Source organism: Ruminococcus sp. MSJ-25 (genome assembly GCF_018917825.1).
In the GTDB taxonomy this organism is placed as follows: Bacteria; Bacillota; Clostridia; order Oscillospirales; family Ruminococcaceae; genus Hominimerdicola; species Hominimerdicola aceti.
On record NZ_JAHLPI010000017.1, the window covers coordinates 162,544 to 174,908 of the forward strand.

9 protein-coding genes are annotated in these 12,365 nt (G+C 44.1%); 7 read left to right on the forward strand and 2 right to left on the reverse strand.

Translation table 11 applies throughout. From position 1 onward, the window contains the following. Positions 1-9: 9 nt before the first annotated feature. On the reverse strand, positions 10-825 hold the full coding sequence (locus KQH97_RS07800) for a ParA family protein (RefSeq protein ID WP_216553710.1): 816 nt from the start codon (positions 823-825) through the stop codon (positions 10-12). Positions 826-1,294: 469 nt separating this feature from the next. Between KQH97_RS07800 and KQH97_RS07805 the strand changes: the two genes are divergently transcribed. Further along, on the forward strand, positions 1,295-2,248 hold the full coding sequence (locus KQH97_RS07805; RefSeq protein ID WP_216553711.1) for a GTP-binding protein: 954 nt from the start codon (positions 1,295-1,297) through the stop codon (positions 2,246-2,248). 396 nt (positions 2,249-2,644) lie between these two features. On the opposite strand, the gene KQH97_RS07810 is transcribed toward KQH97_RS07805, so the two are convergent. Then, a complete protein-coding gene (locus tag KQH97_RS07810; RefSeq protein WP_216553712.1) occupies positions 2,645-5,185 on the reverse strand; it encodes a GH25 family lysozyme in 2,541 nt (846 codons plus the stop codon). Positions 5,186-5,524: 339 nt separating this feature from the next. On the opposite strand from KQH97_RS07810, the gene ypeB reads away from it, so the two are divergent. The 6 genes from ypeB (at position 5,525) to KQH97_RS07840 (ending at position 12,266) form a co-directional block, all read left to right on the forward strand. After that, entirely contained in the window at positions 5,525-6,856 is a 1,332-nt protein-coding gene (gene ypeB / locus KQH97_RS07815) for a germination protein YpeB (RefSeq protein WP_216553713.1), read from the forward strand. Between the two features lie 17 nt (positions 6,857-6,873). Further along, complete coding sequence (gene rbr / locus KQH97_RS07820; RefSeq protein ID WP_216553714.1) at positions 6,874-7,485, forward strand: rubrerythrin; 612 nt, start codon at positions 6,874-6,876, stop codon at positions 7,483-7,485. Between the two features lie 389 nt (positions 7,486-7,874). Next, positions 7,875-9,005, forward strand: coding sequence for a cysteine desulfurase family protein (locus KQH97_RS07825; RefSeq protein ID WP_216553715.1), 1,131 nt, complete (start codon positions 7,875-7,877; stop codon positions 9,003-9,005). 117 nt (positions 9,006-9,122) lie between these two features. Next, positions 9,123-10,298, forward strand: a complete 1,176-nt coding sequence (gene thiI, locus KQH97_RS07830; RefSeq protein WP_022287613.1) for a tRNA uracil 4-sulfurtransferase ThiI — start codon at positions 9,123-9,125, stop codon at positions 10,296-10,298. A gap of 352 nt (positions 10,299-10,650) precedes the next feature. Then, the gene (locus tag KQH97_RS07835) at positions 10,651-11,190 is read left to right on the forward strand and encodes a CinA family protein (protein ID WP_046441625.1); all 540 of its coding nucleotides are present in this window, start codon (positions 10,651-10,653) and stop codon (positions 11,188-11,190) included. A gap of 5 nt (positions 11,191-11,195) precedes the next feature. Beyond that, positions 11,196-12,266, forward strand: coding sequence for a class B sortase (locus KQH97_RS07840; protein WP_216553716.1), 1,071 nt, complete (start codon positions 11,196-11,198; stop codon positions 12,264-12,266). The last annotated feature ends 99 nt before the right edge of the window (positions 12,267-12,365 follow it).

Below are 12,365 nucleotides of genomic sequence, written 5' to 3' on the forward strand. Positions count from 1 at the left end.
GAAACCTCCTTAGTGTGTCACCGTGACACACTCTATTTTGTCAGCTATAACACGATACTCGTCTGCGAGCATATTCTTGTATTTATTTGTGCTGCTGATTTTATAATTACAAAGAGCGATGCCCTCACGGCTGCTGTCCTGAGCTGCTTTTGACTTGCTTATGCTGCCAAGGTATTTATCATTGAATGCGGCTTTTATTGACTCAATTACTTCAGCTGACATTGTGTTGTTTTTCTCTGTCCATGTTGCGAATACTCCGAGTATTTCAAGGTCAGGGTTAGCATACTCATGGATATCGTCAATGCTGTCAAGAAGAAGCGGTATTCCGCTCAATGCCATTTCCTGAGCAAGCACAGGTATCAAGACCATATCTGCGGCGGAAAGCGCATTGTAGAGCAAGTTGCTCAATGACGGAGGGCAATCTATGATGATGTAGTCATAGCAGCCGATGTAATTACTAATGACACGCTTCAGCACCATTTCGCAGCAGCGTGTTCTACACAGGTCAACTTCAATTCCTGAAAGTGTTATAGTCGCAGGAATATAGTCAATGTTGTTCGGCTCGTTGTGGTGTACAGCCTGCTTGAATTCAATGGTTTTCTTATTTATGATAGATGACATAAGCTCAGTGATAGTAATATCGTCAGGGTCATATTCGTACTTCATGCACGATACTGACAAGCTGCTCTGAGGGTCAAGGTCTATCATAAGGACTCTTTTCTCTCGCTGTGCAAGAATAGCGGCAATATTGAATGCCGATGTTGTTTTGGCAACTCCGCCTTTCTGATTTGCCACGGATACGATCTTTGTTTTTGTGTTCTCCATTAAAAACACCCTTTCTGAAAATGTTTAAGTTCTCCGTATTAAGCACAGAAAAAGCGGCAGGGGAGAACGTCCTGCCGCTCAGGGAGCTACCCTGTCTATGCTTGATGATATGTGTAAATATCATCAAAAAAGCTGCCAAAGAAGTTTTAGCAGCAATTTTCATGATATTTTGTTTAACTGGAAGAAAATTTAATATTGTGATTTTTACGTTTTTTAGTTTTGGATAGAGTGACTGGCTACGAACCAGTAGGTCGGGGGTTCGAGTCCCTTCTGGCGCACCAGCGTATTTACGCACTTTGCGGGCTTGCAGGGTGCGTTTTTTTGTTGCCAAACTTTGCTGCCAACTTTGTAATGTAGGGCGAGTCCCTGTACAAAACACGCTTTACTTAGTGTAAGGCGTTTTTTTTATTTCTGTCATTGCCAAAGCCTTGCCAATGTGATATAATATGACCATTAGGAGGCATTAACTATGAACACAGAGAAAAAGAAAACAAAGGTAGACCTTGTGACGGGGTTTCTTGGAGCAGGGAAGACCACTTTTATAAAAAAATATGCCCGTTATCTTTTGGATAAGGGCTGTAAAATTGGCGTGTTGGAGAATGATTTCGGTGCAGTGAATGTGGATATGCTTCTTTTGCAGGAGCTTTTGGACGAGAATTGCGACCTTGAAATGGTCTCGGCGGCTGATAAGGATTGCCATAGACGGCGTTTTAAGACCAAGCTTATCGCTATGGGTATGCGTGGTCTTGACAGGGTCATTGTGGAGCCGTCAGGTATCTATGAAGCTGACGAGTTCTTTGACGTGCTCAGAGAAGAACCTCTTGATAATTGGTACGAGATAGGAAGCGTAATAACTATTGCAGATGCCTGCCTTGATACCAACTTGTCGGAAGCTTCTGATTATCTTCTTGCTTCTCAGCTTTCGGAAGCAGGCATAGTTCTCATGAGCAGATGTCAGGAAGCCACAAAGCAGGAGCTTGAGGATACTCTAAAACACCTTGAAGCCGTGCAGAAAAAGTTCCATTGCCACAGGATGACAAAGCCTGAGATAATAATGAAAGATTGGTCGGAGCTTACAGACGAGGATATGGAAATGATAGCCAACAGTGGCTATGAGCCTGATTCCCACGAAAAGCTGTGGTTCGACCAAGATAAAGCTTATACCTCTTTGTATTTTATGAATATGAAGCTTCCCGATATTGCTATGGAAGATGCTGTGAGCAGGCTTATGAGCGACAGCAAGTGCGGAAGGATATTCCGCGTAAAAGGCTTTATGCAAAACGCTGAGGGCAAGTGGCTTGAGCTTAACGCCACCCACAAGAACATCACTGTTAAGCCTATAGAGCGAGGTCAGGCGGTGTTTATCGTCATTGGCGAGGGGCTTGACAATGAGCATATCGACGGCTATTTTGTGCCTGTATAGTGTCAAAATATTGTAAAATAAATGCGGAATGTATTGTATGTAAGCTTGGATAGTGATATGATAATTGCAGGTTATAATTACACATTTTAAAGAGCGGTGCAAGTGTATCTCATGCTGCAATGTATGGCGTAAAATGCCCGTCACGTCCCCTTGACATTTCGTCTGCAATCTTATTTATGTTATCCGCACAATGTTGCTCTGCACAAATTCCGGATAATTCAAATCTTGTCGCTTCGAGCGGGCTGTCGAGGGCGCCAGCCCCTACAATAATGTTGTGCGGATATTGAAAATTGTGCAAAAAAGGGACGACCCAAGGTCGCCCCTCATTTTTATTCAGCGGTGCAAATTTGTATCATATCACAATGTATGGCGTAAAATGCCCGTCACGGCGAGTGACTATTTAACCGTCTTTTCAGTATAAGCACCATAATAGTTCACACCATTGTATTTTCTGTATGCCCTTATTTTGAATGTTTTAGTGCCTGACATATTTTTGGCAGTGTAGCTTTTGCCTGATGTTGTGGCGAGCTTCTTCCAACTGCGTCCTGACTTAACATATATCTCATATCCTGTGGCTTTTGATACCTTGTTCCATGCAAGTGAGATTTTGCTTCCCGAACGCTTTGCCGTTTTGACAGTGACGTTTGCAGGAAGTGTGCAGGTGACCACCTGTGCAGGCTTGCTGTATTGCATAACATTGTCGCTTACATAATATGCCTTTACTCTGTATGTGTACATAGTGCCTGATGACTTGCCTGAGTTGGTGTAGTATGGATAAGCGTTGTCGCCAAGTTTCCTGTAGCTGTCGGTAGTGCCTATCCACTGATAAACGCTGTAGCCAGATACCCCATTCATGCTTTTCCATGTGATAGTGTTGGAACTTGATGTGTTCACTGATGAGGAAAGCCCCTTTGGTGTGTTTGCAGGATGAATGGTGATGTCCTTTTCAGTGTAGCCACCGTAGTAGTTTATGTAGTTATAATTTCTTATTGCTCTCACTCTGAAACGATAAGCTGTGTTCTGTGAAAGACCGCTTGCAGTGTAGCTCGTTCCCGAAAGGGTGGAGAGCGTTTTCCATGTTCCGTTTGTGTACATCTCTACCTGATAGCCTGTAGCCTTTGATACCTTGTTCCAGTTGAGTGTTATGGAATCAACGTCAGTGGAGCAAAGGGAGAATGATACGTTTGCAGGAAGAGTGCAGGTGGTAAGCTCAGAGGAATATGCACCCTCGATACGCTGTCCGTCAATATTGTTGAATGCCCTTACCTTGTATCTGTACATAGTGCCTGAGCTTTTCTTTGAGTTTGTGAACTTTGTGGACGTGGTCGTGCCTATGAGCTTGTAGCTGTCGGTAGTACCTATCCACTGATAGATCTCATAGCCCTCCGCTTTTGTGGAAGCGTTCCATGTTATGGTGTTTGATGTAGAAGTGTTTGAAGTGCTTCTTATGCCTGTTACTGTACTTGGTATGTCAGTGACCTCAGCGTTTACATATGTGTAGCCTCCATTGTAGTATACGCCACTGTAATTTCTTCTCGCCTTTACCCTGAACTTATTAACGCCGTTCTGTGTGATACCATTCACCTTGTATGAAAGGCTTGAAGTTGTGCCGACCTGCTTCCATGCACCGTTCACATAATGCTCCACGATGTAGTCGGTCGCCTTTGAAACCTTGTCCCAGCTAATGGTGACTGAAGTTCCTCTTGCAGAAGCGGATATCTTTGAGATGTTCGCGGGAAGCGTGCAGGTGGTGAAAACATCAGAGTAATCGCCGTAAACACGCTTGCCAGAAGCGTCACTGTAGGCTCTCACCATGTATTTGTACATAGTGCCTGTGGACTTGTTGGAGTTTGTAAAATATGTATTCTTTGTATCCCCTATTTTTTTCTTGTTAGGGTCGCTAGGGCTTGTTCCCTGATATACCTCATATCCTGTTGCGTCAGGAGCGCCGTTCCAGGCAAATGTGTTGGAGGTGGAGGTGTTTTTCACTGAGATAAGGTCTGACACATAAAGTGGAAGCTTGCCCGAATACCATACATTCACGTCAGTGTAGGCTGAAATGCCTGAAACAGTACCGCTTCCTGAATATTGCCACATATCCATGCGTTGGTCATAATTGGTGTTGCTTGTGTAGTGAGCCAGCCATATAGGATATTTTCTGCCAAGCCCTGCTCCATCAATGTAGTAGTTTAGCCATGTGTAGTTTGCATAAACACCTGCGCTGTAGCCAGACTTTATGATAGTGTCGCAAAAAGCTGTGCAAAGAGCGGTCTTTTGAGCCTTGGAAAGCCCTGCGCTGTCAAGTCTGCCAGTGTCATAGTCAACAGACTCGATATCGTAATAAACAGGCATTTGCAGAGAATATCCCTTTATCCTGTCAAGAACGAACTTAGCCTCTGCCTGAGCCTCGGCTGTGGTTATCGCCTGCGTGTAGAAGTATACACCAACTTTAAGCCCTGCCTTGGTAGCTCCGTCAAGATAGGTCTTGAACTTAGGGTCTTCCACAAGCGTTCCTGCACTGCCATAGCCACGGTAGCCTACTCTTATGATAACAAATTCCACACCGCTGTTTTTGACCTTTTTCCAATCTATGTTGCCCTGATAATAGGAAACGTCAATGCCATAGACCTTTGAAACACCGCTGAATCTGTTTTGATGAGTAAGGCTGTCAGCCCCCCACAGAGCAGACATTGTCATAATGCCATATGGGTCGTTGTTTTCAAGATATTTATGATACTCAGGGTCGTCCTCAGTGACAGGCTCTAAAAGACCATCAGCCTCCATATTGCCTGCTGCATATTCAGGCTTTGATACCTGGATATCATTTGAAAGCTCACTTGACGCAATGCTTTTCTCTGCCGCATACACGAATGGAACAGACTGAGCCATTATTGCCGCTGACAAAACCACACCAGTCAGCTTTGGAATAAATTTCATAATTTCCTCCCGTAGAATTGTAGGCAGAGTTAACATTTTTCCTGCCATTTTACACAATAATTTTTACACACCCTTTATTATAGCCCTTTTTCAGCACGTTGTCAAATTTGCTTTTATACAAATAAATACAATTCAGTAATTTTAAAGTTAAATCATTACGCTTATTTTGAGATTTATGTAATAATAAGTAAATAAAGATGTTCATGATACACAAGATTAGGAAAGAAATTTTGTGTATCATGATATGCCTGAAATGGCACTGCAAGGCACAGTTAATGAGAATAATCAGCATTTTAGCTGGCATAATAATGGAGAAAAAAGAAAAGGAGAGCATAAAAAATGGATATATCAAAGCGAAACGCAGTTAGGATAGTGTCTTTCACAGTGGCTGTCGTGGGTGTGCTTGCGGTGAGAAATATACAGCTTATGAGCAGTGAAAAAAGGGCGTTGCGTAGTGTGAGCTACACCTATTCAAGAGCCATGGGCGACCTGTGCGACGCAGTAGATAACGTGAGCGACACTCTTGAAAAGGAACTTTATGCAGGCTCAGGAAAAATGCACCAATCACTTGCGGTGAAGCTTTACAGAGAAGCGTCCTCGGCAAAGGCAGCTCTGTCACAGCTTCCCATAGAAGAGCTGCAGCTTGAAAACACCTACAAATTTCTCTCACAGGTAGGAAACTACTCCATGGCAGTGAGCGAGAGGCTCATGAACGGCGAGGAGATAACAGACGAGGAGTATGAGAACATATCCTCGCTCTATGACTTTTCCAAAGAACTTTCCGAGGATATGTGGGAGCTTGAAAGCTCAGTGAACAGCGGTGAGATAGCCCTCACCAAAACAGGTTCACGGCAGAGCGACCCGCCCACAGTGACAGAGGGCTTCTCAGACTTTGAGGGGAGCTTTGAAAGCTATCCAAGCCTTATTTATGACGGCCCATTCTCAGACAATATCATGGAGCGTACCCCACGCATGACATCTGAAGCAGAGAACGTTTCACAGACCAAAGCCCTTGAACGCTGTTCCCTGGGGCTTAACATGAACTCCACAGTGTTCACAGATATCTCAGAGGTAGAGGGCAAAATGCCATGCTGGAGATTTTCAAACGAGGATAAGACGGTGGCTTGCGAGGTGACAAAGCAGGGTGGATATATCTCATATTTTCTCAAAAGCCGTATCAGCGAAAGCACAGAGCTTACAAACGAGCAGGGAGTAAAGGCAGCGGAGGATTTTCTCGATGACCTCGGCATACTGTCCATGAAAACCACCTACTATGAGAATATCGACAACGTTCTCACAGTAAATTTCGCCTACAACGACCTTGACGTGTGCTGTTACACCGACCTTATAAAGGTATCAGTAGCAATGGACGACGGTGAGATATTAGGCTTTGACGCAAAGGGCTTTTTGGTGAACCACTATGACAGAGATATCCCCGAAGCGGATATATCCCAAAGCCGAGCGAAAGAGAGCGTGTCCCCGCGCCTTGAAATAGTATCCGGCAGGCTTGCACTTATCCCTACCGACGGTTTGGAGGAGAAGCTGTGTTATGAGTTCAGGTGCAGGGCAGAAAACGGCAGGAACGTGCTTGTATATATAAACGCACAGACCGCTGAGGAGGAGCAGATACTCATTCTTGTGGAAAGCAAGTCAGGAACACTGACTGTATAAAGTAGGAGGATAAAAAAATGTCAGATTTCAGAAATTCAAAGACAAAGGATAACCTTATGAGAGCCTTTGCAGGGGAAAGTCAGGCAAGAAACCGCTACACAATGGCGGAAGAAAAGGCAAGACAGCAGAAGTTTTATGTGCTTGCCGACCTGTTCAAGTTCACAGCCGATCAGGAGAAAGTTCACGCAAAGATATTCTACGAGCATCTCAAAGAGCTGTCAGGGGAGAGCGTGTTTGTTGACGGCGGTTATCCTGTGGATATTTCGGAGGATATGTGTACCTTGCTTGGTATGGCAGACCACAACGAGCATCAGGAATCAAACGACGTTTACCCTGCGTTTGCTGAGGTCGCAAGGCAAGAGGGCTATGGCAGGATAGCGCAGGACTTTACGAATATCGCCAAGATAGAGAATGTTCACGGCAAGCGTTTTGCGGCTTTTGGCAAGCTTATGAAAGAGGGAAAGCTGTTCTCTTCCTCCCAGTCTGAAACGTGGGTATGCTTGAACTGCGGTTATATCGTGGAGGGCACACAAGCCCCTGAGAGGTGTCCTGTTTGCGGAGAAGCGCAGGGATATTATATCAGGCTTTCGATGGCTTCATGGGGAAGTAATTGTAACTGTGATAAATAGTGTTCTGTGCGGTGCGGCTGAAAATGTCGTGCCGCATTTGTATGTGAACTTGGGGTTTTGGCGAATTGGTTATCACGCAAACCTTGATAACCTTACAAACCTCGGTAGTTCGCCCGTTTCGTTCACCCACTCAACTTTGTAAAAAATCCATACCTTGGAACTTCCCCGAAACGGGACGTCGGGGGCGCCGTCCCCTACATTTTGGCTTCAAGTTCTACTGTCGCAAAATCGCTTCGCTCGGTGTTTTCTCTGCTTTGCATTGGCTTTTTTCTCTGTTCGGCTGTGTCATTCCTCACTTCTCACTTAACACCGCTCCGCTATTTGCATTATTCACAATTATATGTTATAATAAGAATAATTGCGATAAAACATGAAAGGACTTGTGATAATTGATATATCTTGATAATGCCGCCACCACAAAACCCTGTGATGAAGCTAAAGCGGCTGTAATGAAAGGCTTGGAGGTCTTCGGAAACCCCTCTTCTCTGCACAGAGCCGGTCTTGACGCTGAGCTTCTTGTTTCTGACGCTCGTGAGATCATTGCCGACGCTCTCGGTGTTACCCCCGATGAGGTCTATTTCACTTCAGGCGCTACTGAAAGCAACAATACCGCTATTTTCGGGGCTTACAAGGCTCACGGAAAACGTAAAAAGCGTGTTGTCATATCCTCTGTTGAACACCCTGCTGTGAAAAATCCTGCCCAGGAGCTTGAAGATATGGGCTGTGAGGTCATAAGGATATCACCTGACGAGAACGGCGAGATAAACGCCCGTGATATTTTTGCCGCTGTGAACGAGGACACTTTCCTTGTTAGCTGTATGCTTGTGAACAACGAAAACGGCTACATACTCCCTGTGGAAAAGGCTTTTTCTATGATAAAGAAAAAGTATCCCCAGGTGATTACTCATTGCGACTGCGTTCAGGGCTTTATGAAAATTCCTGTAAAAGCCAAAAAGCTGAATGCCGATATGATATCCCTCAGCGGTCATAAAATATACGCTCCAAAGGGCATCGGTGCGCTGTATGTGAAAAAGGGTGTTCATATACCGCCTTTTATGCTTGGGGGAGGACAGGAAAAAGGTTTTCGTTCGGGTACTGAGTCAGTGCCGCTCATATGCGGTTTCGGTGCGGCGGTGAAAAAGCTTGCTCCAAACGTTTCGGAAAACTTTGAAAAAGCCGCACAGGTGCAGTCATATCTCATAGAAAAGTGTAACGAAAACGGCGATGTTTTCGTAAATTCACGAAAAGGCGGTTCGCCTTATGTCACAAGCATTGCGGTCAATGGGTTAAAGTCCGAAGTGCTTCTCCACTATCTTGAAAAGCGTGAGATATATGTTTCAAGCGGCTCAGCCTGCTCAAAGGGCAAGAAAAGCTCTGTGCTAAAAGAGTTCAGATATCCCGAGCAGAGCCTTGACTCCACTATCAGGATAAGCTTTAGCATCGACACCACAAAGGCGGATATAGACGCTCTTATGGAGGGCATAAAGTCTGCGCAGAATGACCTGTGCAAGGTAAGGTAAAACACGCAAACAAATGTTTTGTACTATTTATAAAGGGGAACGGCGAAAAAGGTCGCTTTTGACAGGTTTTTGACGAGGACTTTTTTGTGCAGTTTTCGTAAAGAAAGGATAAAATTTATGAAAGAAATCATTCTCTGCAAATATGGTGAGATAGCTCTGAAAGGTCTTAACAAATCAAGCTTCGAGAGCATGATGACAAAGAGCGTAAAAAGAAGACTTAAAAGCTGCGGACAGTTCAGCGTATCAAAAGCACAATCTACTTTGTATGTTGAGCCGCTTAATGATGACAGCGATGTTGACATGGCAGTGGAAAAGCTGTCGAAAATTTTCGGTATCGTTAAGCTCTGTCGCTGCTGTGTTTTGGAAAAGGATATGGACGAGATACTCACAAAGTCACTTGACTATATCGAGGACGAAATGGAAACTGCGAGAACTTTCAAGGTCGACGCAAAGCGTTCAGATAAGAAGTTCCCATTCAAGTCCCCTGAGATATGTATAGAAATGGGCGGAAAGATACTTGAAAGATTTCCACACCTTAAAGTCGACGTTCACGATCCTGACGTTGTAGTAACAGTGGAGATAAGAGAAACCAACGCCTATGTTCACGCAGGCTCTATCGAGGGCGCTGGCGGAATACCTGTCGGCTCAAGCGGAAAGGCAATGCTTCTTCTCTCAGGCGGTATAGATTCGCCTGTTGCAGGCTATATGATGGCAAAGCGTGGTGCGATAATATCCGCTATCCACTTTGAAGCTCCACCGTATACTTCCGACAGAGCGAAGATGAAAGTCGAAAAGCTTGCCAAGATAATCACTGCTTACTGCGGTGATATCAACTTCTTCTGCGTGCCTTTTACAGAGATCCAGGAGCTTCTGAGAGATAATTGCCCTGAGGAGCTTTTCACTATCCTGATGAGAAGACTTATGATGGAGATAGCTCAGAGGATATGCGAGAAAGAGGATATACAAGCCCTTGTCACAGGTGAGAGCCTTGGTCAGGTAGCGAGCCAGACTATGTATGCAATGGTCTGCACAGACGCCGCTTGCCGTATGCCTGTATTCAGACCATGCGTTGGTATGGACAAATCTGAGATAGTGGAGATAGCAAGAAAGATAGATACTTTTGATACCTCTATCCTCCCTTATGAGGATTGCTGTACAGTTTTCACGCCAAAGCACCCTAAGACAAGACCTAACCTTGCAGACGTTGAAGCCGCTCAGAACGCTTTCGATTGGGAGCCTTATATCCAGAAAGCTATCGAGGGAACAAAGCCTTATCTTATCAGAAACGCATAGCGTATTTTCATGGCGTACACCCGTTGCATGGTGTCTGTGAAAAGGTTACAAACGGGTTAAAACTGTAACAGCTTGTAGCTTAATTGTACGCTTTTTTGTACCCGAATATTGTGCCTTTCCATGGTGAAAAATTCCGAAAAGCCCCGAATTTTCAGGGCTTTTCTTTGCGTCCAAAAGGGTGTTGAACGGGCTTGCTAATAATGGAAAATCAGTAATTTGGTAACAAAAGTGTAACATTTGCTTGCAGAATTTGCTATTTACATTGATTTCTGAAAATCGTCGAATTAACAAAATGGACAAAAAGAGCCGATTTTTTATGTGCAATATATAACTAAAAGGGGTGATTATTACTATGAAATTTGCTGAAGGTGACAAAGTGGTTACAGATAGTATTGACATAGTTACAAAAAGTGTAGTAAAATATATGATAAAGAGCGGTCGGAAGCTGTGTACTGCGGAAAGCTGTACAGGCGGAATGATAAGCCAGACGATCACTTCCGTTTCGGGAGCGTCGGAAATGTTCCTCGGCGGTGCTTGCACCTATACGGAGGAAATAAAGATGAAGCTTCTGAACGTGAAAAAGGAAACGCTGGAGCAGTATACTGTTTATTCTGAGCAGACAGCCAGTGAGATGAGCAAGGGTGCGCTGAAGCTTTTCGGTGCAGATTGTGCAGTGGCTGTTACCGGTATAGCAGGACCAAGCGGCGGCTCTCAGGAAAAGCCTGTGGGAACTGTGTATGTTTCAGTGAGAAGTCGTCAGAAGGAAATAGTCAGACGGCTTGAGCTTTATAAAGAATATGAGAATTTGGACAGAAGAAAGATCCGTATGCTTACAACAGAAACAGCACTGAGAATGGTGCTTGAGCTGTATGAACAAAAAGCGGAGGCTTGAAATAAATGTCAATGGCTAATGAAACAATGAATCTGTCCGAAAAGGACGATACAAACTTTTTTGTAAGAGTAGTAAGATATTTTATCCCGTGGAAGGGCGACGGAGCAGGAGAAGTGTTCAGAAAGATAGTGTTCATGTTCTCTATTGTGCTTTTCTGTGTTTCTCTTAATGAGCTTTCTGATTTTCTGAAAGCCGATGAGCAGGATCAGAGCTATATTCAGGAGATCGTAAATTACGAGCCTGACTTTGGCGATGACGTTGACCTGAGCAAGAATAACGGCTCAGACGATATTGACGTTTCTGACCCTGAGGCTTCAACGAAGGACAGAGAAGTTCAGGGTTGGGCTAAGAAGCTTCTGAAAAGGAACAAGGACGTCGTAGGCTGGATAAAGATCCCCGGCTTTAAAAATTCCGCAGGTGATGAATATATAAACTTCCCTGTTCTTAAAGGCAAGGATAATGAATATTATCTTTACAAGAATATAGACAAGCAGTATTACGAATCGGGAAGCATTTATGCAGACGCTTGGTCTACCATAAATAAGGACGGGCAGTCTGACAATATCACGATATATGGTCATAACATGGGATATGTGGGAACTTCCTTTACTCACCTTACTGAGTATAAAAAGGGCGTTGATTTTCTTAAGAAATATCCTGTTATCGAGTTCAATACTATCTATGACAGCAACTGTAAGTATGTTATCGTGGGTGCGTTCGTGACGGGAATACTTGAAAATCAGGACGACGGAAAGCTCTTCAAATACTGGACTACCAGATATTTTGACGACGCTGACTATAAGTTTGACGATTGGATCTCAGAAGTGAGAAAGCGTTCGTGGTATTCAAACGATATTGAGTGTACAGCAGACGATAAGTATATATCGCTCTCGACTTGTACGAACGAAACTTCAAAACTCAGGTGGGTGATCGTGGCAAAGAAAATGACGGCTGACGATAACCTGGATCTTATAATAGATTCCTATAAGGACAAGGCAAATAAGGATATTTATTTCCCTAAATGCTGGAGAAACGTATACGGAAACAATAAGAAGTATTTCGGCTGGGATTATTGATGTTTATTACACCAAATCGGTGTAAAATAAATTTTAGCTGACGTCAAGCTCACGGACGGCAGTGAAGACGGTTTGCGTGCAGACGGTCGGAAAGGGTAA